Source organism: Streptomyces angustmyceticus, assembly GCF_040701845.1.
GTDB classification, from domain to species: domain Bacteria; phylum Actinomycetota; class Actinomycetes; order Streptomycetales; family Streptomycetaceae; genus Streptomyces; species Streptomyces angustmyceticus_A.
This window is the reverse complement of sequence record NZ_JBFBHQ010000002.1, coordinates 726,921-751,541: the sequence shown is the minus strand read 5'-3', so window position 1 is coordinate 751,541 and position 24,621 is coordinate 726,921. Positions and strand designations below refer to the sequence as shown.

22 protein-coding genes are annotated in these 24,621 nt (G+C 71.0%); 7 read left to right on the top strand and 15 right to left on the bottom strand.

Annotated features, from left to right (window positions below):
- The first annotated feature begins 135 nt into the window (after positions 1–135).
- Genes AB0411_RS07280 through AB0411_RS07270 form a run of 3 tightly spaced genes read left to right on the top strand, consistent with a single transcriptional unit; the run spans position 136 to position 3,982 of the window.
- Positions 136–765, top strand: a complete 630-nt coding sequence (locus AB0411_RS07280; RefSeq protein WP_366416254.1) for a 2Fe-2S iron-sulfur cluster-binding protein — start codon at positions 136–138, stop codon at positions 763–765.
- Positions 762–1,745 carry an FAD binding domain-containing protein gene (locus tag AB0411_RS07275; RefSeq protein ID WP_366416253.1) on the top strand — a complete coding sequence of 328 codons (984 nt, stop codon included), beginning with the start codon at positions 762–764 and terminating at the stop codon, positions 1,743–1,745. The genes AB0411_RS07280 and AB0411_RS07275 overlap by 4 nt, the downstream gene beginning before the upstream one ends.
- A gap of 8 nt (positions 1,746–1,753) precedes the next feature.
- On the top strand, positions 1,754–3,982 hold the full coding sequence (locus AB0411_RS07270; RefSeq protein ID WP_366416252.1) for a xanthine dehydrogenase family protein molybdopterin-binding subunit: 2,229 nt from the start codon (positions 1,754–1,756) through the stop codon (positions 3,980–3,982).
- A gap of 122 nt (positions 3,983–4,104) precedes the next feature.
- Here the strand turns inward: AB0411_RS07270 and helR are convergent, their stop codons facing one another.
- From helR to AB0411_RS07245, 5 genes are all read right to left on the bottom strand, one after another.
- Entirely contained in the window at positions 4,105–6,258 is a 2,154-nt protein-coding gene (gene helR / locus AB0411_RS07265) for an RNA polymerase recycling motor ATPase HelR (protein WP_366416250.1), read from the bottom strand.
- Between the two features lie 432 nt (positions 6,259–6,690).
- Complete coding sequence (locus AB0411_RS07260; RefSeq protein ID WP_366416249.1) at positions 6,691–7,698, bottom strand: trypsin-like serine peptidase; 1,008 nt, start codon at positions 7,696–7,698, stop codon at positions 6,691–6,693.
- 362 nt (positions 7,699–8,060) lie between these two features.
- On the bottom strand, positions 8,061–9,062 hold the full coding sequence (locus tag AB0411_RS07255; protein WP_366416248.1) for an aldo/keto reductase: 1,002 nt from the start codon (positions 9,060–9,062) through the stop codon (positions 8,061–8,063).
- Positions 9,059–10,258: an MAB_1171c family putative transporter gene (locus AB0411_RS07250; RefSeq protein ID WP_366416247.1), complete on the bottom strand. Its 1,200-nt coding sequence runs from the start codon at positions 10,256–10,258 to the stop codon at positions 9,059–9,061. Before AB0411_RS07250 ends, AB0411_RS07255 begins: the two co-directional genes overlap by 4 nt.
- Positions 10,259–10,309: 51 nt before the next feature.
- Positions 10,310–10,909: a toxin gene (locus AB0411_RS07245; protein WP_366416246.1), complete on the bottom strand. Its 600-nt coding sequence runs from the start codon at positions 10,907–10,909 to the stop codon at positions 10,310–10,312.
- A gap of 456 nt (positions 10,910–11,365) precedes the next feature.
- On the opposite strand from AB0411_RS07245, the gene AB0411_RS07240 reads away from it, so the two are divergent.
- Positions 11,366–12,106, top strand: a complete 741-nt coding sequence (locus tag AB0411_RS07240) for an SDR family oxidoreductase (RefSeq protein WP_366416245.1) — start codon at positions 11,366–11,368, stop codon at positions 12,104–12,106.
- A gap of 187 nt (positions 12,107–12,293) precedes the next feature.
- Here the strand turns inward: AB0411_RS07240 and AB0411_RS07235 are convergent, their stop codons facing one another.
- Both AB0411_RS07235 and AB0411_RS07230 read right to left on the bottom strand, forming a co-directional pair.
- Positions 12,294–13,925 carry an MFS transporter gene (locus AB0411_RS07235; protein WP_366416244.1) on the bottom strand — a complete coding sequence of 544 codons (1,632 nt, stop codon included), beginning with the start codon at positions 13,923–13,925 and terminating at the stop codon, positions 12,294–12,296.
- On the bottom strand, positions 13,922–14,506 hold the full coding sequence (locus tag AB0411_RS07230; protein ID WP_366416243.1) for a TetR/AcrR family transcriptional regulator: 585 nt from the start codon (positions 14,504–14,506) through the stop codon (positions 13,922–13,924). The genes AB0411_RS07235 and AB0411_RS07230 overlap by 4 nt, the downstream gene beginning before the upstream one ends.
- A gap of 223 nt (positions 14,507–14,729) precedes the next feature.
- Here AB0411_RS07230 and AB0411_RS07225 point away from each other — a divergent pair, with 223 nt between their 5' ends.
- Positions 14,730–15,473: a VC0807 family protein gene (locus tag AB0411_RS07225; protein ID WP_366416242.1), complete on the top strand. Its 744-nt coding sequence runs from the start codon at positions 14,730–14,732 to the stop codon at positions 15,471–15,473.
- A 288-nt stretch (positions 15,474–15,761) separates the two neighbouring features.
- Here AB0411_RS07225 and AB0411_RS07220 read toward each other — a convergent pair whose 3' ends face one another.
- Positions 15,762–16,055 carry a DUF1330 domain-containing protein gene (locus AB0411_RS07220; protein ID WP_366416241.1) on the bottom strand — a complete coding sequence of 98 codons (294 nt, stop codon included), beginning with the start codon at positions 16,053–16,055 and terminating at the stop codon, positions 15,762–15,764.
- A 261-nt stretch (positions 16,056–16,316) separates the two neighbouring features.
- Positions 16,317–17,117, bottom strand: a complete 801-nt coding sequence (locus AB0411_RS07215) for an alpha/beta fold hydrolase (protein WP_366416240.1) — start codon at positions 17,115–17,117, stop codon at positions 16,317–16,319.
- Between the two features lie 36 nt (positions 17,118–17,153).
- On the opposite strand from AB0411_RS07215, the gene AB0411_RS07210 reads away from it, so the two are divergent.
- On the top strand, positions 17,154–17,774 hold the full coding sequence (locus AB0411_RS07210) for a TetR/AcrR family transcriptional regulator (protein ID WP_366416239.1): 621 nt from the start codon (positions 17,154–17,156) through the stop codon (positions 17,772–17,774).
- A gap of 354 nt (positions 17,775–18,128) precedes the next feature.
- On the top strand, positions 18,129–18,401 hold the full coding sequence (locus tag AB0411_RS07205; protein ID WP_366416238.1) for a hypothetical protein: 273 nt from the start codon (positions 18,129–18,131) through the stop codon (positions 18,399–18,401).
- A 181-nt stretch (positions 18,402–18,582) separates the two neighbouring features.
- Here the strand turns inward: AB0411_RS07205 and AB0411_RS07200 are convergent, their stop codons facing one another.
- From AB0411_RS07200 to melC1, 6 genes are all read right to left on the bottom strand, one after another.
- The gene (locus tag AB0411_RS07200; RefSeq protein ID WP_366416237.1) at positions 18,583–19,707 is read right to left on the bottom strand and encodes a M20/M25/M40 family metallo-hydrolase; all 1,125 of its coding nucleotides are present in this window, start codon (positions 19,705–19,707) and stop codon (positions 18,583–18,585) included.
- A 188-nt stretch (positions 19,708–19,895) separates the two neighbouring features.
- Positions 19,896–20,456, bottom strand: a complete 561-nt coding sequence (locus AB0411_RS07195; RefSeq protein WP_366416236.1) for a barstar family protein — start codon at positions 20,454–20,456, stop codon at positions 19,896–19,898.
- 189 nt (positions 20,457–20,645) lie between these two features.
- The gene (locus tag AB0411_RS07190; protein WP_366416235.1) at positions 20,646–21,104 is read right to left on the bottom strand and encodes an SRPBCC family protein; all 459 of its coding nucleotides are present in this window, start codon (positions 21,102–21,104) and stop codon (positions 20,646–20,648) included.
- 319 nt (positions 21,105–21,423) lie between these two features.
- Complete coding sequence (locus AB0411_RS07185; protein WP_366416234.1) at positions 21,424–22,422, bottom strand: DUF1259 domain-containing protein; 999 nt, start codon at positions 22,420–22,422, stop codon at positions 21,424–21,426.
- Positions 22,423–22,820: 398 nt separating this feature from the next.
- Positions 22,821–23,639: a tyrosinase MelC2 gene (melC2, locus tag AB0411_RS07180; RefSeq protein WP_366416233.1), complete on the bottom strand. Its 819-nt coding sequence runs from the start codon at positions 23,637–23,639 to the stop codon at positions 22,821–22,823.
- Positions 23,640–23,680: 41 nt separating this feature from the next.
- Positions 23,681–24,193, bottom strand: coding sequence for an apotyrosinase chaperone MelC1 (gene melC1 / locus AB0411_RS07175; RefSeq protein WP_366416232.1), 513 nt, complete (start codon positions 24,191–24,193; stop codon positions 23,681–23,683).
- Between the last annotated feature and the right edge of the window lie 428 nt (positions 24,194–24,621).

Here is a 24,621-nt window from a genome sequence, read left to right as displayed (position 1 = left end):
CACGCAGGAGCGCGCCCGCCAGCGGTGACGGGACACGCAGGAGCGCGCCTGCCGAGGGCGGCGCAGGTCCAGGGTGTCCCCCGGGGCGCATGTTTCAAGGGTGACACCCGCGCCCAGGGAGGAAGGCGGGCTGCGATGAGCAGAGCAGATGCCGGCGCCGCGGTGCGGAGCCAGAGCGAGCGGAGCCAGGACGAGCGGAATCAGCACCAGACGAACCAGGGCCGGCCGGACCAGGACGAGACGGCCGGACTTCTCTCTGTCACCTTGAACGTCAACGGTCAGGCACGGCAGCTCGACCTGGATCCCCGGACCTCGCTGCTCGACGCGCTGCGCGAACATCTGCGGCTGAGCGGGACGAAGAAGGGGTGCGATCACGGGCAGTGCGGCGCCTGCACGGTGCTGGTCAACGGCCGGCGCGTCAACTCCTGTCTGTCGCTGGCCGTGATGCACGAGGGCGACGAGATCGTGACGATCGAGGGCCTGGGCGACCCCGACGACCTGCACCCCATGCAACGCGCGTTCGTCGACTGCGACGGCTTCCAGTGCGGCTACTGCACTCCCGGCCAGATCTGCTCGGCGGTCGGCATGCTCGCCGAGGCGGAGGCGGGCTGGCCCAGTCACGCCACGGCCGATGTCGCGGCGCCGCAGGTCGTGTTGACCGATGAGGAGATCCGCGAGCGGATGAGCGGCAACATCTGCCGGTGCGCCGCCTATCCGAACATCGTCGCCGCCATCCGCGGCATCGCGGAGGGAGGCACGGAATGAGGTCCTTCACCTACGAGCGGGCGGCGGACGCGGGGAGCGCCGTCGCCGCGGTGTCCAGAGCCGGTGCGAAGTTCATCAGCGGCGGTACCAATCTGCTCGACCTGATGAAGCTCGACATCGAGAAGCCCAGCCATCTGGTCGACATCAGCCGACTTCCGTTGCGGGAGATCGAAGAGCTCCCGGACGGCGGGCTGCGCATCGGCGCCCAGGCGGCGAACTCCGACGTGGCCGCCGACACCCGGGTCCGTACGCGCTACCCGGTACTGTCGGAGGCGCTGGTGTCCGGTGCCTCGGGCCAGTTGCGCAACAAGGCGTCCACCGGCGGAAATCTGCTGCAGCGCACGCGCTGCCCGTACTTCTACGACACCGCCGCGGGCTGCAACAAGAGGGACCCCGGATCCGGCTGCTCCGCCATCGGCGGGTTCAACCGGATCCACGCGATCCTCGGCGCCAGCAGCTCCTGCATCGCCACCCACCCCTCGGACATGGCCGTCGCGATGACCGCGCTGGAAGCGGAGATCGAGCTGCTCGACGTCGATGAATCGGTACGCCGGGTCGGCATCACGGACTTCTACCGGCTGCCCGGCGACACACCGCACCTCGAGACCGTGCTGCGGCCCGGCGAGATGATCACGGCCGTGCTCCTGCCCCCGCCGCCGCCCGGCCGGCAGCTCTACCGCAAGGTGCGCGACCGGGCCTCCTACGAATTCGCCCTGGTATCCGTGGCGGCCGTGGTCTCGGTCGGCCAGGGGACGATCGATGCGGCCCGGGTGGCGTTCGGCGGTGTGGCGCACAAGCCGTGGCGGTCCCCGGAGGCGGAGGCCGCATTGACAGGCCGTCCCGCCACGATGGCCACCTATCGCGACGCCGCCGAGGCCGCGCTGCGCGACGCCGTGGGACAGGGCGGCAACGACTTCAAGATCGAGCTGGCCAAGCGCACGCTGTGCCGCACGCTGGCACAGGCGGCCCGGTCGAGTTGAGGAGCGAGATGATCGGCCAAGCTGTGAACCGCGTGGACGGCCCGTTGAAGGTCACCGGCCGGGCCACCTACGCCTACGAGTACTGGGAGGCCGGCCAACCGCTCTACGGTTCCATCGTCGGCGCGACCATCGGCAAGGGCCGCATCATCGGCATCGACACCGAGAGCGCCGAACGCGCCCCGGGCGTACTGATGGTGATGACCCATCACAATGCACCCGAGCAGGGTCCGCGCGACGAGTCCATCCCCCTCGAATACTGGCGCGCCCAGCCGGTGCTGACCGGCCCGGACATCCACCACTATGGCGAGCCGGTGGCCCTCGTCGTCGCCGCTACCTTCGAACAGGCCCGCGCCGCGGCCGATCTCGTCGAGGTGGAGTACCGCCTCGGGCGCGGGCGTTTCGACTTCGACGAGCACGAGGGCGAGGCGTACGCGCCGAAGGAGACCAATGCCGGCCTCCCCACCGACACCGCGGTGGGCGATTTTGACGCCGGGTTCGGCAGCGCCTCCGTGCGGGTCGATGAGCGCTACACGACGCCGTACGAGTTCTCGATGCCGATGGAGCCGCACGCGTGCCTGGTGGAGCCGCGCGGCGACGACCTGATCGTCTATGTCAGCTGCCAGATCGTCGACGCGGCACAGGCCTCGATCGCCGGCACGCTACGGATCGACCCGTCGCAGGTACATGTCGTCACCCCCTTCGTCGGCGGAGGCTTCGGCTCCAAGCTGGGCATCCACTCCGAAACGATCCTGGCCGCGCTCGCCGCCCGCGACCTGCGCCGGCCGGTCAAGGTCGCCATGACCCGGCAGCAGATCTTCCAGCTCATCGGCATGCGTCCCACCTCGCGCCAGCGGGTCCGGCTGGGAGCCGCGCGCGACGGGCGGCTGACGGCACTCGCCCATGACGTCACCATGCACACCAACCCCGACCTGGAGTACGCCGAGCAGACCGCCGCCACGACCCGCAGCCTCTACGCCGCGCCCCACCGGTTGACCAGCCACCGGCTCACCCCGCTCGATCTGCCGCCCGGGACGGACGTCCGCGCGCCGGGCGAGGCGCCGGGCATGCTCGCGGTGGAGTCGGCGATGGACGAGCTGGCCCATGCGCTGGAAATGGACCCGGTCGAACTGCGGATCCTCAACGAGCCCACCGTCGATCCCGAGCGGGACGTGCCGTACAGCGACCGGCACCTGGTCGACTGCCTGCGCGAAGGCGCACGGCGGTTCGGCTGGGACCGCCGCTCCGTCGCCCCGGCGAGCCGGCGCGAGGGACGGTGGTGGGTCGGCTACGGCATGTCCGCCGCCATCCGCGGGCATTTCCAGGGGCCGGCGGCGGTGCGGGTGCGGTTGACGGCGGACGGCACCGCCGTCGTCCAGACGGACATGACCGACATCGGCACGGGCACCTACACCGTCCTGACCCAGGTGGCGGCCGACGGGCTCGGACTGCCGGCCAACCGGGTGCGGATCGAACTCGGGCGTTCCGACTTTCCCACCAGCTGGGGGTCCGGCGGCTCGTGGGGCGCCGCCAACTCGACCACCGCGGCGCACCGGGCGTGCATGACCCTGCGCGAGAAGCTGCTGGCCGCGGCGAGCGGCGACGCCCGTTCCCCGCTGCACGGCCGCAACCCGGCGGATGCCGTGTTCGCCGACGGCAGCGTGCGCATCGGTGACGCCTCCGAGGCGCTGAGCGAGATCACCGCCCGCCTCCCCGCGGAGGGCCGGGAGGCGGAGGGCCGGACGCTCTTCATGGGCGATGACCCGAACTACTCGGCCTACTCCATCCACACCTACGGTGCCCACTTCGCCGAAGTGGGGGTCGACGTGGACACGGCCGAGATCCGTCTGCGCCGGATGCTGGGCGTGTTCTCGGTGGGCCGCGTGCTCAATGCGAAGACGGCCCGCTCACAGCTGATGGGCGGCATGATCTGGGGGGCCGGCGCGGCCCTCGAAGAAGAGGCCGTCGTCGACCCCCGGTCCGGCGCCTTCGTCAACCACGACCTCGCGCAGTACCTGGTCCCGGTCCATGCCGACATCCCCGCCGTCGAGGTCGTCGTCCTCGACGGATACGACGACAAGGCCAACGACCTCGGCGCGAAGGGCGTCGGCGAGTTGGGCATCTGCGGGTCCGGCGCGTCCGTCGCGAACGCCGTGTTCAACGCCACCGGGGTGCGCGTACGCGACTTCCCCATCACGATCGAGAAGGTGCTGCCCGGTCTGCCGTTGATGGACGCCTGAACCGGCGGGCATCTCTGAGCCCGGCGGACATCTCAAGCCGGTGGACGCCCGCACCCGGTGGACGCCTGAACCTGTCATGTCACGTCTGACGACGGTCGTGCGCCGGCTGCGCACGACCGTCGTCAGGTGCTGGTGAGGATGACGAGCTGCCGGGTCGCGCGGGTCATGGCGACATAGCGGTCGACGGCTCCTTCGATGCCCTCGCCGAAGGTCTCCGGGTCGATGAGGACGACCAGATCGAACTCCAGCCCCTTCGACAGTTCCGGCGTCAGCGACCGGACGCGGGGCTTCGCCCGGAACGTGGGATCGCCGATGACGCAGGCGATTCCGTCGTCATGTGCGGCGAGCCAGGTGTCGAGGACCGGGCCCAGGTCCGCAACGGATCCATGGGTGACGGGGATGCCGCTGCTGCGGATGGACGTCGGCACATTGGCTTCCGGGAGCGCCTCGCGGATGACCGTCTCGGCCTCCGCCATGACCTCTTCCGGCGTCCGGTAGTTGATGCCCAGTGAGGCCACCGTGATCCGGTCGAGCCCGACCCGCGCCAGCCGTTCCTGCCACGACTCCGTGAAACCGTGCCTGGCCTGGGCTCGGTCACCGACGATGGTGAAGCTCCGGGACGGGCAGCGGTGCAGCAGCATCTGCCACTCGGCGTCGGTCAGTTCCTGGGCCTCGTCCACGATGATGTGGGCGAACGGGCCGGTGAGGGGTTCCGGGTCGGTGCCGGGCAGTGCGCCCTCGTCAAGCAGGCTGTCCTGCAGGTCCCGTCCGTGCAGCATCCCCATCGCGCCTTCGCTCTCGTCGATGACGACGTTCTGCAGCAGGCTGTCGATGACGTCGGCCCGGCGCGCGCGTTCGGCGGCGACGGAGGCCTCGTGCCGACGCCTGCGAACGGACGCCTCCGGGTCGCCGAGCCGCTGCCGTGCCGCGTCCAGGAGCGGCAGGTCGGACACCGTCCAGGCCTGCGCGTCCGTGCGCTGCAGCGCGCGCACGTCGTCGGGGCCGAGCCAGGGAGCGCACCTGCGCAGGTAGGCGGGCACCGACCACAGGTCTCCGACGAGGTCGCTCGCCTCGAGCATCGGCCAGGCCCGGTGGAGGGTCCGGATCAGCTCCCGGTCCTGCAGCAGCGACCTCCGGAGCAGGTCGGGCGGGGCATCGCTGTCGTCCTTGTCGATGAGGATCGTGAGCAGCTCCTCCTGGATCTGATCGCGTGCCTCGTTGTGCGGAGTGCCCGGTTCGACTGCGGCGAAGGCCGCCGCCCAGTCGTCGGCGCTCAGCCAGAGGTCGGACCAGTGGGTCGAGACCGTCATCCCCTCGGTGGGCGCCTCCTCGTAGAGCGCGACGGCCGGTTCGATCGCCTTCACCAGCTCCGCGGACGACTTCAGCAGGGCCACCCCCGGATCGGTCTCGACCGTCGCTCCGGCTCCCTGCACGACCAGGTCGCGCAGGGTGCAGGTCCGGACGCCCTCCTCGCCGAGGCTGGGCAGGACATCGGCGACATAGGCCAGGTAGGGCTGGTGCGGACCGACGAACAGCACACCGCCGCGACGGTTGCCCAGGCGCGGGTCGGAGTAGAGGAGGTGGGCGGCACGGTGCAGCGCGACGACGGTCTTGCCCGTCCCCGGACCGCCGTCGACGACCAGCGCCCCGCGGGATCCCGCCCGGATGACGGCGTCCTGGTCGGCCTGGATGGTGGAGAGCACATCGCGCATCCGAGCCGACCGGTTCCCGCCCAGGCTGGCGATGAACGCGGAATGGTCGTCGAGCGCGGCGTGCCCCTCGAGCCCGTCGGCGGTGAACACTTCGTCCCAGTAGTCGCTGATCCGGCCGCGGGTCCAGCGGTACCTGCGGCGGCTCACCAGACCCATCGGGTCGGCATGGGTCGCCGCGAAGAACGGCTCGGCAACGGCGGAGCGCCAGTCGTACAGCAGCCGGCGCCCCACGCTGTCGGTGAGGCCGAGACGTCCGATGTAGACGGGCTCGGGGTGGTCCGTGCGGACGAAGTGCCCCAGGCAGAGGTCCAGGCCGAAGCGGCGCAGGGCGCGCAGGCGGCCGGTCAGCCGGTGGATCTCCGCGTCCCGGTCCATCGCTCCCCGGCCGATGCCGCCGGGTGCCTTGCGTTCGGCGTCGAGGCGGTCGGCCAGTTCGGCGATCGACTGGTCGAGGCTCTCCGAGATGGCCGCGAAGTGTTTCTCGTCGCCGCCGATCAGTGCCGGGTCGGCCTTGGCGGCGAGGCGGTCGGGGAGGTCGAACGCACTGGTGGTCAGGGGGTTCATGGCATCAGCTCCGGTCCGGGGTCGCCGCCGCTACGGCCGTCGGCGCGCACCCCAGCGCCCCGGCGCCGAGTCCGTGCGCACGCGGCGCGGGCCCCGCCTCCGGCTCGCACACGCCGGCACCGCATACCCCATGACTCGACAAACGCATACGCACTTCGTGAATCCCCCATTTCCGCAGGTACTGACGTCGGCCCGCGATTCTGCCCCAGGACCGGGGCCTTGCCGCAAGCCCCCCAGTGCGCTATACGTTGAGAGTGGCAAGGAGTGGGTAGCGCTCCTTGCCTTTGTCGTTGCTGGTGCGGGGATGCTCCTTCGCGCGCTTGAGTCGGCTCCTTCGCGGCTCGGCCCGTCCGCGGCTCGGCCGCAGGGCCGGAGAACACACCCCGGCCCCGACCCCGGCGGCCCGCCCCGCCTACGCCTCCGGCCCGCCGGTCAGCCGCGCTCCGCGCGCTTGTAGACCTGCTCGGCGACGTCCCCGAGCATCGGGCCGTACATGTGCGTGCTGTCCGACAGCCCGTTGCCGTGGCTGTTGACGGAGACCAGCACGCCCTGGCCGGTCGCGGCGTCGAGGTCGGTCAGCCAGGGGCCGCCGCTGGCGCCGCCACCCAGGTCGCACGGCACGGACTGCTCGTCGCCGGGGGCCCGCACGGTCGTACCGGTGCACTGCAGCAGCTCCTCGCCGCGCTGCGGGCGGGTGGCGGGGTACCCGAAGGCCACGGTCCGCCCGCCGACGGGGCGGCGGAAGGCGACGGCCTGGCCGCCGACCACGTCGGTGAGCCTGCGGCCCTTGGCGTCGGCGTCGACCGCCAACGCGGCCACATCATTGACGCCGTCCTCCGCCCAGGTGCGCGGGGCCAGCGCGGCGCGCACCGGGAAGGCGCCGTACGGCTGAGCGCCCTTGTGGTAGCCGGGGACGAAGACGAGGTCGACATGGGTGTTGAAGGGCGAGGCCGGGCGGCGTACGCAGTGTCCGGCGGTCATCACCACGGAACGGTTGGCGCTCCGCACGGCGGTGGCCGTGCACCAGCTGTCGGCACCGTCGGCGTTGACGAAGAAGAGCCGGCCGACGGTCTTCATGGTGGCGCCCCGCCACGGCTGGGACTTCGGGCCGGTCGGGCCGAGGTCCACGGATTTTCCCACGGCCTTGATGCGGGCGGGCGTCCAGTAGGCGAGGGCCTCTCGACGCTCGGCGGCGGTGTAGGTGACGGTGGACACCTTGTCGGCCGGGGCTTTGGGCGCGGCCGTCGCGGGGATCGGGGTGACGGCCGCGAGCAGGGTGCCGGCGGCGGCCACGGTGATCCGATGGCGGCGGCGGGGCATCACGGACGAGGGCGTGGAGCGGGCGGTCGGGGTGGATATCCCTGCGGAGGCCCGGGTGTTGGAGGAGCGGGCGGTGGCGCGGGTGGTCGCGGTGGCGGGTGCGGTCGCGGTGGTGGGCATGCGGGGCTCCTGAGAGGCGGTGGGCGCTGGCCGGCCGGTGGACACTGTCCGTACACAGGGCATGACGGCCTTTCACCCCGCCGGGTTTCACCTGACACGTACCGGATGTCCGGCGCCGGCCCCACGCTCCGCCCCGCCCGCACCGCTCCCCTCGCCCCGGTCCAACCCCCAGTCCAACCCCGGCCCCAGCTCGATTCGGCCCACCGTCACGCCCAGGCTCTCCGCGCCCACCGACCGCTCACGAACCGACCGCTCGGGAACCGATCGCTCACGGACCGCCCCCACGGACCGCCGCTCACGGACCGCCCCCCACGGACCGCCGCCCACGAGCCTGCGCCCGCGAGCCAGGGCATTCCGCCCCCTCAGTGCCCCAGCCGCTTCAGGGCCGTCTCCGGGTAGCGCTCGCCGGCCACCGCCTCCTCGGGTACCGCTCCGCGCAGCAGGTCGCGGTCGGCCTCGGTGAGGAGCAGTGCCACGGCGGCGGCGTTCTCCTCCAGGTAACGGCGGCGCTTGGTACCGGGGATGGGGACGATGTCGTCGCCCTGGGCCAGCAGCCAGGCCAGCGCGGCCTGGGCGGGCGAGCAGCCGATCCGTTCGGCGACCTCCCGTACCGCCTGGACGAGCGCCAGGTTGCGCTGGATGTTCTCGTCGGCGAACCGGGGCCAGCGCCGCCGGTTGTCCTCCGGGCCCAGGTCGCCGCGGGAGGAGACGGCCCCGGTGAGCATCCCGCGCCCGAGCGGGGAGTAGGCGACGACGGCGATGCCCAAGTCGCGGCAGGTGGCGAGGAGTTCGCCCTCCACCACGCTGCGGGTGAAGAGGGAGTACTCCACCTGGACCGCGCTGATCGGGTGGACGGCATGGGCCTTGCGCAGTGTCGCGGCGCTGACCTCGCTCAGTCCGATGTGGCGTACCAGTCCGGCCTCCACCAACCGGGACATGGCGCCGACCGTCTCCTCGACGGGCGTGGCGGGGTCTCTGCGATGTGCGTAGTAGAGGTCGATGTGCTCAACTCCCAAGCGGCGCAGGGACGCCCGGCAGGCGAGGGGAACGTAGTCGGCGGAGGTGTCGACGTCGCCGACCCGGCCCGTCGACGCGTCGTGGCGGAGCCCGAACTTGGTCGCCACGACCATCCGGTCCCGCTCGCGGGCGTGCCGGTGCAGCCAGCGGCCGAGCAACTCCTCGTTGGCGCCCTGCCCGTAGGCGTCGGCGGTGTCCAGGAAGGTGAGGCCCATCTCGTGGGCGCGATCCAGCGTGTGCTGGGACTCCTCCTCGTCCGGGACGCCGTAGGCGATCGACATGCCCATGCAGCCCAGGCCGATCGCGGACACCTCGGGGCCGTTGTCGCCCAGCTTGCGGTACTTCATCGAGTCTCCCTCTCAGTGGACCGGACAGCGGTGTAGGCGCGGGCGAGGTGCACCAGCCACGCGACTTCTTCGGTATAGCCCCCGCCCTTGGCGGCCTCCGGGCCGAGCGCCGCCGGGGTCGGCACCGGTGGACGGTCGTCCCGCTTCGCGCGCAGCGCCGAGGCCAGCGATCTGGCCTGCGCCATGGCGTACGGCCGGTCGCCCGACGGCGATGCCTCCTCGGCCGGCTGCCGGGTGTCGGCAGCCACCGCTGGGTCCGTGTACCGGCGGAGTGCGAGCAGACCGTCTTGGATCTCGATGACCCTGCGGTAGAGGCGGTAGCTGATGTCGCCGGGCAGGAAGCGGGCGAGGCGACCGGCGTGGTGCGGGTTGAGCGCGATGTCCGGTACGGCCGCGTACAGGTCGCGCCACAGGGGGTGCAGTCGCTGGTAGGTGACGTAGTTGCGGACCAGGCGCCGCCACTCGGAGACGGTCGGTCCCCAGGAGGGCATGGTGAGCCCGGCGACCAGGAAGAGAATGCCGGTCCCGTTGGCCACCGGTGTCAGCAGTTCCCATTCCAGCGGGTCCAGTCCGCACTGCACCGCGACCAGCGAGAGCAGTCGGTTGAGGCAGTAGACGAGGCACGCGCTCGCGCCGATCGCCGTGCAGTACAGGCCCCTTCGCAGCCACTGCCGGCCGGCCACCCGCCCATAGCGCCGGCACAGCCGGATGATCTCGATCATCCCGGCGCCGAATGCGCCGACGTAGAGCAGCAGATAGGCGGCGACCAGCGGGCGGTGCGCGTTCTGCAGCAGATAGTGCGCGCTGCGCTGTTGTGCGCCGGTACCCGCCGCCGCCCACAGAGTGAGCATGGCGACCGCACAGACGGCGGCGACCAGCAGCCGGACGGCGGCGTGCCGGCGGGCGGTCTCGGGCGGATACACCCAGTAGACGATCGCCGCGAGGAAGGCGGCACTGGACGCGACGCCGCCCAGGAGATGGATGCCGAGCGCCCCGAGATCGGCCACCCCCAGGCGCGCGTCCACGGCCTCGGAGACGGACGGCGTGGAGAGCGTGAAGGAGATCCCCTTGCAGAAGAACGCGAGGAGCAGCGCGCGCACCGTGGGGTCGTTCCTCTGCCGGCGCAGGTCGCGCAGTCGGTAGAGCAGCGCGAGTGCGCAGAGCACGGCGCAGGCGGGGAAGACGACGGACTTCACGTCGGCGTGGAGGCCGCCCGTCGGCCCGTGGGGCGACGGTCCGCTGAGCAGCTACTGGGCATGGGGCCCCGCGTTCGGGTTGAGCGAGTTCTCGATGCGCGCGACCGTCTCGGCGTCGGCGGACGGAACGCGCCACACCGACTCCACCGGTGGCCGGGTGACCCGTTCGAGAATCAGGGAGGCGACGATCTCCGCCTCCTGCTCCTCCGTGGTGGAGTAGCTGGTGCGCCCCATCATCTCCCGTACTCGGCCCGGGTCCAGATGTGGCATCAGCTCGCGCATCGTCGCCGTGTCGAACCCCGCGGAGTCGCGGTGGCGGCACAGCATGTGCGCGAGTTCATGGGCGATGATGTGGTCCTGGTGCAGTCGGCTGGTCTCGGCCTCGACGATGATGACGTCGAAGGTGTCCGTCGCCAGCCACATACCGCAGGGCGTTTTCACTCCCAGGGACAGCGGTACGAGTCGGATCGGGCGGCCCCGGTCCGCGCTGAGGTGCTCCATCAGCGTGGCGATACCGCATCCGTCGGGCAGGTCCAGACGGGCCAGTGCCGCATCCGACACCCGTCGCAGGTGCTTGAGGTCCTTCTTGCGTGGCTGCCGGTGAGGCCCGGCCGCGCGGGGCCGCTCGTGAGCCCTGGAGGTCAGACCCACGGCCGACGCCTGCCCCTCCCCCACCCCGGACGGGTCGTCCCGCCCGGGCAGATCCGCTCCCGCGGGAGCGGTGAACTCTGCGACATGCCCCTCCCCTTGACGCCGCTGTTCCCTTGCGCGCCGACCTGCCGATGCTAGCCGCCCGCCTCCCCGGCTGCTGCCGCCGACGCCCCTTCCCCACGGTACGCCGCCGGTGCCATTCCGGTCGGGCGAGGTCGGCGGAGCAGCGCGGACGGCGCTGCTCCGCGTGAGCTGATGATGGCTCAGACCGGCACGGACGACGGGGTTCGTCGCCCTCTCACGGTCACGCTGACCGCTCCTGGTGGCCGGGCCGCCCCTCGGGGTGTCGCGTACCGGACCAAGCGGGCCCCCTCGGACAATACGTCTCCGAGCGGAGGGCACGTCTCCTCCATGACCCCCTGGCCTGCCCCGTGCACGCCGAGAAAGGTTTCCGCCATGAAGTTCACAGTGATCGGCGGTACCGGGCTGATCGGCTCGCAGGTGGTCCAGAAGCTGACCACGGCCGGCCATCAGGCCGCCCCCGCGGCGCCGTCCACCGGCGTCGACCTCATCACGGGCGAGGGCCTGGAGCAGGCCCTGGACGGCGCCGAGGGCGTGATCAATCTGGCCAACTCGCCGACCTTCGACGAGGCGTCCCTGGAGTTCTTCCGCGCCTCCATGCACAACCTGCTCGCCGCCGGCCAGCGCGCCGGCGTCCGGCATCAGGTCATCCTCTCGATCGTCGGCGTGGACCAGGTGCCCCAACTGGACTACTACCGGGCCAAGACCCTGCAGGAGGACCTGCTCCGGCAGGGGCCCACGCCGTACTCCATCGTGCGCGCCACCCAGTTCTTCGAGTTCATGGACGCCGTGTTGTCGTGGACCTCCGACGACGACACGGTCCGTCTGCCCGCCACCCCCATCCAGCCGATCGCCTCCGCGGATGTGGTCGACGCGGTCGTCGAGGTCGCGACCGGCGCTCCGCTCCAGGGCATCCACGAGGTGGCCGGCCCGGACGTCTTCCCTCTCGACGAACTCGGGAGGGTCACCCTGGCGGCGCAGAAGGACGCCCGGACCGTCGTCACCGACGCACAGGCCGGCTTGTTCGGGGCCATCACCGGCGACGCACTCCTCCCGGGACCGCACGCACACCTGGCATCCACGCACTACCAGGACTGGGTTCAGAAGGCTGGATGACGGGTGGTCGAGGACCGGGTGGCCTGGTGCCCGAGTGGTCGAAGCCGGGGTGGCCGGGTGGCTGAGGACCGGGTGGCCGGGTCGCGGGGGTGGCCGGGTTTCCGGGCCCCCGTTGGTTGACCGCCGGGGTCCTGCCGCCACCGGGCGCGCGAGCCCGGCGGGTTGTGCCCCGGCACGGCAGCGACCTTCACTCACCCGCACCCGCCGTCCGGGTGGTTGTGCCGGTCCGTTCCCGGCCGTCCCGGGCCGTGCGCGTCGATGGCGGGGATGCACCGGCACGCCGCGAACGGCGCGGCAGTGCGGCGGCGGCCAGGGCTCCGAGCACGGCGAGGGACGCGAGGGCCGGCAGGGTGGTGCCCATGGCCGAGGTGAAGGCCTCGGGGGTCCGGTGCGGTCCGCCCACGGCCGGCTCCGTGCCGGTCGAGGCCGGCGCCGTGAGGGTCATCAGCATGGTTGCCAGGGCGACACCCAGCATCGGACCGATGTTCATCGCGGTCTGCTGGAGGCCGCCGGCCACCCCCGCGTGTTCCACCGGCGCCTGACGCACGATGACGGCCGTCGCGGTGACCATCACGGTGCCGAACCCGGCGCCGAGCAGGAGGAATCCACCGCAGATGACCGGTGCCGAAGCCGCCCGGTCGAGTGAGGACAGCACCAGGATGCCCACGACGACGAGGGTCATGGCCACCATGGTCGTCCGGCGGGCACCGTGCCGGCGCTGGAGCACCGCAGCGACCGGCGCGCCCAGCACCATCATCACGGCCAGCGGCAGGGCCCGAAGAGCGCTCTGCAGCGGATCCAACGCGAGGACGTCCTGCAGGAAGTAGGTGCCGACGAACAGTGCGCCGAACATGGCGGCCGACGCGGAGAGCAGGACGGCCAGGGCCGCGGCAACGGGCGGCGAGCCCAGGAAACCGAGCGGCACCAGGGGATGCGCGGTACGGCGTTCCTGCCGGAGGAACGCGGCGCAGGCGGCCGCGGCGATGACGGCGCCCGTCACCGTGACCACGGTCCAACCCGTATCCGGCAAGGTGACGAGGGTGTGCACCAGACTCAGCAGCGTCACCGCGAGCAGCCCGGCGCCGGGGAGGTCGAGGCGGGCGGCGAGGGAGGTGCCCGTCGTACCGGCCGGGAGGGACCGCGGGGGCGCCGGGGTCACCGAGGAGCCCGGGACACCCGAGGAGTCGGAGGAATCCGAGGCGCCCGGGCCGTCCGAGCCGTCCCGGGCATCCGGGGCGCCCATGGCGTCCGAAGTACCCACCGGCACCCGTACGGCCAGCGCCACTACGCCGGTCACGAACGCGGGCAGCACCGTGAGGAAGAAGACGGCTCGCCAGCCCAGGTGGGCGACCAGCGCCCCGCCGATGACGGGGCCGGCGGCGGCCGACAGTCCGATGGCGCTGGTGCGCAGGGCGATCGGCATGCCGAGTTGGTCGCGGGGATAGGTGGCGCGCAGCATCCCCAAGGTGGCCGGTTGCAGGAGCGCGCCGCAGACACCCTGGGCCACCCGCAGGCCGATGGCCCAGCCGATGCCGGGCGCCAGGCCGATCCCCGCCGAGGTGAGGGCGAAGCCCAGGATGCCGAGGGCGAAGAGCCGTTGGTGGCCGTACCGGTCGCCGAGGCGGCCGGCGAAGACGAGCAGGCCGGCCACGGCGATGAGGTAGCCGGTGCTGGTCCATTGGACCTGGACGAACGAGGCGTGCAGATCCCGTTGGAGGGTGGGCTGAGCCACGGTCAGCACGGTGCCGTCCAGGGCGACAAGGACGGCCCCGGTGATGCTGCCGGCGAGGGTGAGGAGCCGGCGGAGTCGTACGCTCACCGGTCCACCGGCCCGAGGTGGGCGGCCAGCGCGGCCCGGAGCAGTGGCTCGACATCGTCGACCCCGGTGGCGAGTTGGAGGCTGCCCCAGCCCCACAACTGGGCGATGCCGTGCAGATTCGCCCACAGGGCGCCCGCGACGACCGCCGGCTCGGCGCCGGGCTCGGGCAGCGCCCTGGCAACAAGATCGACGAGAAAGCGGAAGAGCGGCAGGCTGGTCTCCCGCAGCCCGAGCTGGTTGCTCTCCAACAGGTCGTGACGGAACATCAGCTCGAACATGCCGCGGTGGTTCCGCGCGAAGTCGAGGTAGCTGCGGCCGAGCACCATCAGCCGGTCACGAGGGCCGGCCCGGTGGTCGCCGGCCTCCTCGGCGATCTTGCGCGCCAGGTCGGCGAACCCCTCCCCCGCGATGGCGGACAGCAACGCCAGATGGGTCGGGAAGTAGCGCCGCGGAGCCCCGTGCGAGACCCCGGCCCGGCGGGCGATCTCCCGCAGCGACAGCGCCTGGGTCCCTTCCTGGGCCACCAGATCAACACCTACCTGGACCAATCGCTCCCGCAGGCCCGCATCTTGATCATGCATAGACACTGTCTACCAGAGAGAGTAGACAGTGTCTACGGCGTGCCTGTCATCTCGATGTCCCCAGACAGCAGCCGCCCTCCGCCACGCGCACCACACTCGAAATCATCGGAATCAATCGCTCCGGCCAGATTTGGTGATCATTTGGCGTGCGGCCCCTGTTTCCCGCCCCGGGCCTGCTCTACGTTCGCCTTACCGCACTTCACCAGGCACTTCAGGGGGAACCGTGCCCGCTCGGAACACCACACACCTGCAGAACGCTCCGGCCACCCCGGAGACGCACACAGCTCCGGCCCTCGACCGCCCGGCGCCACCGGCCCGGTCCAAGGGCGCGGCCGCCCTCGGCTGGCTGCTCACCATCGGCCTCAACATCGTTGCGCCGATCATCACCTACAACGTGCTCCGCGATCACGGCTGGAGCGAGTCCGCCGCGCTTCTGGGGGGCAGCGCCTGGCCCGTACTGGAGAGCGTCGTCCACCTCGTGTGGCGCCGCCGGATCGACGAATTCGCCGTGGTCACCCTGGCGTTCCTGGTGCTCACGGCCGTGGTGTCGCTCGTGGGCGCGCACTCGGCCCGCGCTCTGCTGCTCAAGGACTCGGCCGTCACCGGGCTGTTCGGGCTGCTGTGCCTGGCGACGCTGCTGGCGCCGCGCCCGCTGATGTTCTACTTCGGCCGCAAGTTCGCGACCGACGGCACCGCGGAGAGCACCGCCTGGTGGAACGGTCTGTGGCAGTTCGAGGGATTCCGCACCACGCTGCGCACCATGACGGCGGTCTGGGGCGCGGCCTACTGCCTGGAGGCCCTGGCCCGGGTCGCGCTGACGTCCGCCCTGAGCACGGACACCATGGTGGTCCTGAGCCCGGTCCTGGTCTACGCCGTCCTCGGTGCCCTCGCCGTGTGGACGGCCACGTACGGAAAGCGGGCGCGACGCAAGGGCGAAGCGCGCGCCGCGGCAGCCGCAGCGGCCTGACCAGCGGTGCGCCGCGGCGCCGGTGACGGGCACCAACACCGCAGGTCCCGGCGACACCGGCCCCGGCCCTGGAGACACCCACCCCAGAGCCACCGACCTCGCAGACACGGACACCGGAGAAGCCCCAGCGCCGCGGACTACGGCCGACGGCGCACTCCCGGTCGCATCAGGAGTCCGGCACGCCGTCTTCTGCAGCACCGGGAGATCGAGCGCCAGGCACGGGTCACGGGCGCGCAGCGGCCGTCGTTCCTGCTGGACGCCGGGCAGGTCACCGACTGGGCCCCCGGGTCAGTCGATGCCTTCGATGATGCGGAAGTCGCGCTCGACGCCGTCGGAGAGAGCGACCAGCGCCTCCTGGTAGGCCTCACTCTCGCGTGCCGCGAGGGCCTGTTCAAAGCTGTCGAACTCGATCAGGACGGTGCGCTCGGCGATTCCAGCGTCGTGTGCGACGACCCGACCGTCACGGGCGAGGAGCCGCCCGCCCCCGGCCCGGACGGCCGGACCGGCCAGCTTGTTGTAGGCAGCCAGCTTCTCAGGGTCTGAAATGGTGCGGTAGACACTGACCCAGTAGCCCTTGGCCACGGAATCTCCAGTCTTCGGAAGAGCACATCTGACGTCGAATTCACAATTCAGATTGATCGTACCCAACGACTGGTCACCGGGGTGATGCAGGGCACGCGCCGGTCAGCCCCGGTTCGGGCCCGGCGGTCGCCGCTGACGAACTTGCGGTCGGCATCCTGAGCGCCGATCGGTTCAGCGCTGGGGCTGCTGTCGTTCGAGCTTCCATCGGGCGACTTCGACGTGCTCGGGCAGCACCGGGGGATCCTGTTGAGACGTGGTTGGTCATCGGACAACGGCCAGGCCGTTGATCAGGTGACCGAGCTCTGCCGGCGCCTCGATGTGGGCCATGTGCCCCTGACCGGGGAGCACGTGGACGTCGGCACGGGTGACGCGCTGCCGGACGTCGTCGAACGACGTTCCGTAGGGGCCCGTTCCGTGGTTGCGCTGGCCGACGATCAGGTCGACACGGGCCGCCCGTCGTGCCAACTCCTCTTCCGACGGCGCCGAGTTGAGCGCGGCGAGCTCGGCGTGCGCCGGCCTGCTCAAGTCCCGCAAGGCCGCCCACCCTTGCCGGTCGGCCCGTAGCGCCTCGACATGCGACGTGTCGAGGCCGGCGATCCGCCGGTTCACGATCTCGACGGTGGCGTCCCAGTCCGCCGTCTCTTCAGCGGCCCGCAGATCCGTCAGCACATGACGGCCGAACGGCCGCATCACCGGCTCGTAGGCCATCACCTGGCGCAGTGGACGCTCGTTGGCGGCCAGCAACGCGATCAAGCCGCCGTAGCTCCAGCCGAAGAGCGCCCGCGCACCTTTGCACTCGTCGAGGACCACGCCGAGGTCCTCGACCTCCACCTGCAGCGAGTAGGTGCTGGTCAACGGCCCCGAGGGAGTACGGCCCCGGCGGTTGACGACCGTCACCGACGGCCAGGCATCGAGGGCGGTCGCGACGTGACGCCACCCGCGAGCGTCGCTCATCGCGCCCGGGACGACGACGAGACCCGGAGCATCCGGCTCCCCGTACACATCGACCGTGACCCAACTGCCTCCGCCGACCGTCAGTCTTTTCTGAATCGTTTGCTCCATAAATTCATTATGAAGCAAACGCTCTACAATTCAAGAGTGCCCCGACCCACCCGTGGACGACCACGAGCCTTCGACCGCGACCGAGCGATCCTCGATGCCGCCCGCCTCTTCTGGCGCCGCGGCTACTCCGGGACGTCGACCCGCGACCTCACCGCGGCCCTCGGACTCTCGACCTCCAGCCTCTACGCCGCCTTCGGCAGCAAGGCCGGGCTGTTCGAGGAAGCGGTGCGGACCTACGCCGAGCCCTACCGGGAGATCTACCGGCAGGCCGTCACCGAAAAGGACCTCCGGACCGTCATCGACCGGATCCTCGTCGGCTCGGTCCACGAGTTCACCCGGCCAAGTGACGCCCATCCAGGCTGCCTTCTCAGCAGCGCCGCGATGACCGACAGCACCAGCACGCTCGACACCAGCGCCCACTACGCCGAACTGCACGCATGGAACGAGCGGGCCCTCCTCGCACGCATCGAGCGCGCGGTCCGGGACGGGGAACTCGTCACCGGGACCGACGCGGCAACCCTCACCGGACTCGTCCAATCCGTCGTACACGGACTGTCCGTGCAAGCCAACCTCGGTACGGCGCACGAGGATCTGCTGGCGACGGCACAGCTCGCCCACGAGCTGATCTGCCGACAGCTCACGCCTCCAACGCCCTGACCCACGACGCCACGACGCCCCGACCGAGGGCCTCACCGGCCGGGGGCTCGGACGGCCGCCGACCGGAGGCGGCACGGTTTGGTGCGACGAGCGGCGCTTTCTGCAATTTCTCGCAAAATGATGTGACTGCCGCTTATGCGCCATTCAAGGCGGGATCGGCGCGGGTGTAAGCTCCAAATAAGAGGAACATATGCGGCATATCCGACCTGTCTGCCTGTGAGGCGACCACCAGGAGGCGGTTCACCCCGGGGCAGCACCCGAGTCTCCCGTCCCCGCCCACTGCGGGGTCTCGTCAGGGGACTCCGCATCGGGTGGCGAGCCGCCAGATCCCTAGGACGAAGAAGGTGTGGACCTATGTCCACCAATCGCTTGACACGAGCCATCGCTCTGACCGCAGGAGGACTCCTGCTGGCCGGTGGTGCCGCCGTCGCCACGGCCGGCACGGCGACCGCCGCCGAGCCGACTCACGCACCGACCAGCTACTCCGCTCACGACGACGGCGGCTACGGCTGGGGCCACCACGACCATGACCGTGGGTACGGCGACTACTACGGCCTCGTCGTCCTCGTGCCCGTGGGCGGCTACGGCGGCTACTACGGCTTGGGCGGCTTCCCCGGCTACTACTGAGCCCGTCACCCCATGACGGCTCAAGCCTGCTGATGGATGCCCGGGATCCCCGTCCCGGGCATCCCTCATGCCGCCAGGAGTGTCGCCACCAGCGGCGGCACGTTCAGTGGCAGGGGCGACACAGCGAGTTCTGTGCTGCCGTGGCGGACCGTCGCAGGCCGCAGCGTCTGCCCCACACCTCTCACTCCTTCTCGTTCGCGTTTCGCCGACCGCCCTGCCGCGCCCTCACCAGGCCCGCAACGAGGTCCGCCCGCTCGGCCATGGCGTCGACCACCAGGTACTCGTGGTCGGCGTGGGCGCCGCCACCGACCGCCCCCAGGCCGTCGAGGGTGGGCACCCCCAGTGCGGCCGTGAAGTTGCCGTCGCTCCCGCCCCCGACGGCCGTGCCGGCGATGCCAGGGAGCAGCTTCTCGGCCACCGCGAAGAGCTCGGCCGACGCCGACTCGGGCATCGGGGGCCGGCTGACGGCTCCCGTGACCTCGATCCGAGCTTCGTCGAGATGCGGAGCCAGCCCGGCAAAGGCGGATTCGATGCGTTCCTTCTCGTCGGCCGACTCGACCCGGACGTCGACGACGACGGTCGCCGCCGCCGGTACGACGTTGTCCAGGGTTCCTGCGGACGCGACGGTCGGGGTGACCGTCGTGCCGCTGTCGGGTCGGCCGAGCGCCGCGATGTCCAGTACCTGGTGCGAGGCCTCGATCAGGGCGTTGACCCCGGCGGCGGGCTCAAGGCCCGCGTGCGACGCCCGGCCCGTGACCGAGACCTGGAACGTGCCGCAGCCCTTGCGGCCGGTCTTCAGGGCTCCGCCCTCCGCGGCACCTTCGACCACGAGCACGGCGCCGCACGCCAGTGCCCGTGCCTCGATGAGAGCGCGGGAGGAGCGGGAGCCCACCTCTTCGTCGGCGGTCACCAGGAGCTCGACGCCCGACCGGTCGTCGAGCGTCGCCAGACCGTGGATGGCCTGTACGAGACCGCCCAGCATGTCGAAGACGCCGGGACCGGTGGCGTGCCCGTCGTGGACCATGAACGGGCGGCGTTGCAGGGTGCCGAGCGGAAACACCGTGTCATGGTGACCGAGGATCAGTACTGCGGGTTCGCCGCCACCCGACCAGTGGACGTGCGGCCCGGCTTCGCTCTCCACGAGGACCGCCTGTCCACCGAGACGGCTCTCGATCACCTCCGCGACCACCTTGGCCGACTCCGTCAAGGCAGCGAGATCACGCGAGGGAGACTCGATCTCGACGAGTGTCCTGAGATCCTCGATCATCGCGTCGACACTCACCGGGACGGTCCTGTGCATCGTCATGCGAGAACGGTAGACGCCCGAGGCCATGGCGTCACAACTCATGACACAGGGCCCGCCCACCATGGCCGCCGACCAGGCAGCCTGGTCCGGCACGACAGAGGGACTCTCCTCGTCGGTCCGCCCGTGCGCCTTCGGCGCCGCAGCACGACTTCGCTACTCGCTACTCGCTACTCGCTACTCGCTACTCGCTACTGCAGAACGGCCGTGACGCCACATCGTTCCAGCAGTCGGACGATGTCCTCGAAACAACTGAGCTTCCCGTCGGGGTCCGAGAGGGTGCCGGCCAGGGCCCGGCGCGCCACCTCGGCGTCGTGCCAGATCACGGTGAAGGGCGGGGCCACTCCGAAACCACCGCCCAGGCAGTCCTTGAACGCGTTCCACTCCCGGCCGAAGTAGCCGCCGGGTCCCACCAGGGCCGGATCGCCGCGGTTCGGCCGGCAGGCGAGGACGACGGTGTCGATCAGCGTCCACCACTGGAGCGGCTGCTGCTCGTCCCACACCTCGACACAGACGTCGCCGAGCAGGCCCGTTCTCTCCCCGGCAGGGGACAGGGCGTCGCGCAACGCATCTGTGGGAGTGCACCCGTGCAGCGTCAGCACCTCGCGCGGCGGCGGCACCTTGTCCAGGAACAGGCCCTCGACGCCTGCGCACCGCCCCCAGCACTCCGTCTCGCCGTCCTCGTCCTCCCGGACCAGCAGGTGTCTGACCGGGAAGTCCCGGTCCCAGGCGGCCTGATCCGCGACCCGCATCTCTCCCCCGTACACGCAAACGATCTCGTGCTCACGGTACGGGGCCGGTGCGGGACGTCAGTGGGCATCGGCAGAGACGGAGCGCTGAGTCGCCGGCACAACGGCTCCTGCTGAAACGGCCGTTGGCCGTGCAGACCGCTGGGCGGCTGCCGGTGTTCGTGGCAGCCGCCCGGACGGGCAGTCGGCGGGTCAGCCGGGTGTGATGCGGCCGCGCCAGGCTCCGGTTTCGGCGCCGCGGTGCTCGATGTAGTCCTTGAAGCGCCGCATGTCGCCCTTGACGCGTCGGGAGATGGTTCCCGTCATGTCGGCGGTCTTCTCCGCCGGGCCGCTGGGGTCGACATCCATCACGAGCTCGACCCGGGTGTGCGTCTCGTCCAGCCGTTGGAAGCTGACCAGACCCTTCTGATGGGTGTCGCCGCTGGTGGTACGCCAGGCGATCCGGCCGTCCGGAAGCTGGTCGACGATTTCGGTGTCGAACTCGCGCCGTACGCCGCCGATCTTGGTCGTCCAGCGGTTGCGCCGGTCATCGAGCTGGGTGATCCGCTCGACGCCCTCCATGAACTTCGGGAACTCCTCGAACTGCGTCCACTGGTTGTAGGCGGTGTGGACCGGGACCTCGACGTCCACCGTCTCCTTCACCGTGCTCATGACTACGCCTCCTCAGTGGTGACTTCCGCGGGCTCGGAACCCGCACGCGCATCTCGCGTGGTTCAGCGCGTGCCCGATGGGAGGCCGATCAGTCAGCACCCCCACGACTTTTTCCGACGACGGTCGGATCCGGTCCCAGTACCGGCTCTGGTTCCGGCTGGTCCGGGCTCCGGCTCCGGTCGAGCGTGGGGGAGGTTGGCCGGCCTGTTCGCCCGCTCCGCGGCAGTGGATCCCCGCGCGGCGCGAGGCGGAGCAGACAGCAGACGAGGCGGGTCAGGCGCACCGGTTGGCGGGGCGGGCACGCTGCCCGCCCCGCTGGTCAGCCGGCCGGTACGACGTTGGTGGCCTCCACCGCCGGGCGCAGGGCCCGGGCGAGTCTGACGCCGTCGCCGACGGCCCAGAAGTGGGTGAAGAACAGGCGGGGTTCGTCCCGCAAGCCGTGGTTGTGCAGCTCGACGAGCTCGGCTCCGGCACGCCGCAGGGCCACCAGGACGTCCTGGACCTCCCCGGCGATCATGGCGCAGTCGCCGCTGATGGCGGCCCGGCCGCGGCCCAGCGGCTGGAAGTTGAACGCGCTGGTCGACCCCAGTCCGGGCGGCAGCACCAGGCGCCCGTCGGTGATGGTCTCGCGGCGCACGAAGATGCACTTGTAGATGCCGTCGTCGACGGAACCCTTGGCGCCCAGGGCGGCATCGATGCCGGCGGTGTCGAGGTCGACGCGCCCCGGTGCGGCGGTCGGTCGAGGCCGCGGGGTGCCGGTGCGGTCGAACGCCGCGCGCAGGCCGTGGGCAATGGCTCCCGGGTCGTGGCCGTGTGCGTGGACGTGGACCCACCAGAGATCGGGGGCCTGGGAGAGCAGATGCTTGTGGATCGCGGTCTGCTCGATCCGGTGCTTGTGCAGGACATCGATGAACTGCTGCAGTTCGTCCTCGGTGACCACCACGTCGCCCATCGCCAGTGTGCTGCCGTCGCCGTAGCGGACGAAGGACACGTGCGAGCCCAGCGCGAGTGCCGGATGGACGTCGATCTTCCGGGAGCGCACCCGGAGGTCCCGGCGCGGCAGTCCCGTATGGAACATCACCTTTCGCTTCATGTCGCCGGTTCCGCCGAGCTTCTCGGACACGCTAGTCCAGTCCGGCAGTGCGGTGTTCACCGGCTTGAGCAGCCCGTTCTTTCCCGGCTCCGTCCCCCCGTCGGACAGGGCACGAGCGGGAGTCGGCGCCCCCGCCAGCATCGGCGCCAGGGCGGCCGCGGCCAGCACACGTCGCCGGGGCGCTCCCGCATGCGGGTGGGTGTCCTGCTGTCGGTCTCCAGCCATCACGTGAGTACCTCCATGACGCGATGGAAGCACGGCGGACTCGTGACTCCGTGAACCCTGTCGTCGGTTGCGGCCAGCTGGCCTAAGCAGTCGCCGCGGCAGGTGAGTCGTCCGGGTACGGGAGCTCGGTGCCGCCGTCCGCGGCCCGTACGAGGGTGTCGTGGGCGCCCGCCCGGCATCCTGGCGGTGGCTGGATGCCGGACGCGGCGTCCCCGCGCACTACGGGCACGGGGACGCTCAGCTCCACGCCCGCGCCGCCCCTCGGCATGTTCAGGAAAGCCCGCGGCGTCGGGCGAGGATCCGTCCCGGCGCCGCGAACTCCCCTTCAGGCACGCGCAGTTCCGTCACCGAGGCGGTGCGGGACCAGCCATGGAGAAAGGTGGAATGTCATGCACCTGTCATCCATACGTGTAGAACTTGGTGTGGTCCAGCATGTCCGCCGGCGTGACGTCGTTCCACGGCTTCATCGTGTCGTTGAGGTCGACGACATTGGGAGTGTTGCCGGTCGGGAGGTACCCCGACTTGGGGTGCAGGCGCTGCCAGTCGGCCCAGAGCTTGTCGATGAAACAGTGGTGCAGCCAGAAGACGGGGTCGTTGGGCGAGGCGCCGGTGGTCATCTGCCCGCCGACCCAGACATGTACCCGGTTGTGCAGATTCGGGCCGCGCCAGCCCTCGATGTTGTTGCGGAAGCCGTCGGAGGAGCTGTTCCACGGGGCGGCGTCGTAGACGGTCAGGGCGAGCACCCGGTCGACCTCGGCCCGGGTCGGCAGTTCACGGACGCCGGCGCCGAGCGAGCGGCGCAGGAAGGTCCGGCCGTCGACGCGTATGTTCATCGGCCACTTGCCGTTGCTGAAGGCGAACGGCCCCGAGGGCACGCGGCCGTCACCGCTGCGCCCGTCGCCGCCGAGGAAGTCGTCGGCCCACAGGGAGCTGCGGGGGGAACGGTCGACGGTCCAGTCCCAGTAGGGCAGGGTGACCGACGGGGTGACACTCTGCAGGGCTGCTTCGAACTGCAGCAGGAACCTGCGGTGCCACGGGAGGAACGACGGGGACCGGTGACCGGTCCGCTCCCCCTCGTCGGTGTCACCGATGATGAAGGCGTTGTGGGTGCTGATGAACTCGTCGCAACGGCCGCTGCGCTTGAGCTCCAGCACCGCATCGACGAAGTTCCGCTTCTCGGTGGCGGTGAGGTCCGCCTGATTCTTCCGGACTGCCATGTCGAGGACTCCTCGGTGGGGGGACGGTCAGGGGGCAGGCCTCAGCCGGTGACGACGGGCACCAGATCGGCGCCCTGGAGTTCACGGACCGCGGCGCGCGCCAGGGCCTGTGGCGTGGTGAACGTCTCGTAGTGGTTCACCAGACTGATCCAGGTGCCGTCCGCGTTGCGCATCACATGGAGGTCGTCGTTGTCGATGCGCACGACGAAGTCCATGCCGTCGTGCGGACCGGCCTGGCCGCTGCGGGAGTGCGCTCGGCCTGCGTGGCCGGCGCCGCTTCCGTGGCTTGAGCGGCTCCCATGGCGTGCGTGGTTTCCGTGCTCCGGTGAGCCCTCGTCCGCCGGCCAGCCCTCGATGTGGCGGCCCTGGTACATCTCGTCGAAGGGCTCCGGCATCTCGTGGCCCGCGGGGGCCTGGTGGCCTTCCGAGTGCCCGTGGCCGGCGGTGGGGCGAGCGGTGGCGGTGTCGGCAAGGGCGACCGGTGCGGCGAGCGCCGCTCCGGCCAGGGCCGCGGCGCTACCGTGCAGCACCTGGCGTCGGGTGGGACGCGACATGATCCACTCCTGTGTTCGTCTCGGCTACCCCTCCGCGACGGAACGCGGACAAGGGGTTCTTCACGCCGACGGGCCGACGGTCGGCCCGCGCCGCCACATGCTGGCAGGGACGAACGGATCATCAAGTTGGCCCGGCACAGCAAGCAACGAACGAGACAACACCTGGGCGAAGGTGCAGAGTTCAACGGCGGGGATCGTGCTTGTGCCCCGCCGCCCCCGCGCACGGAACCGGATATTCCGCGATGTGGAGCGCTCTCGGCCGCAGTTCCTTCTCCCCGAGAGCCCAAACCATGAGACGCCCCACGGCCGGAACTCGGCGCGAATACAGGGGGCTCGAGGTGGGCGGTGTTTGGACCTGAGGCCGGAGATGAGGCTGGGACCGGGCTTCCACATCGTGGCGCGCGGAGTGCCTGAGAGAAGCCCCTGAT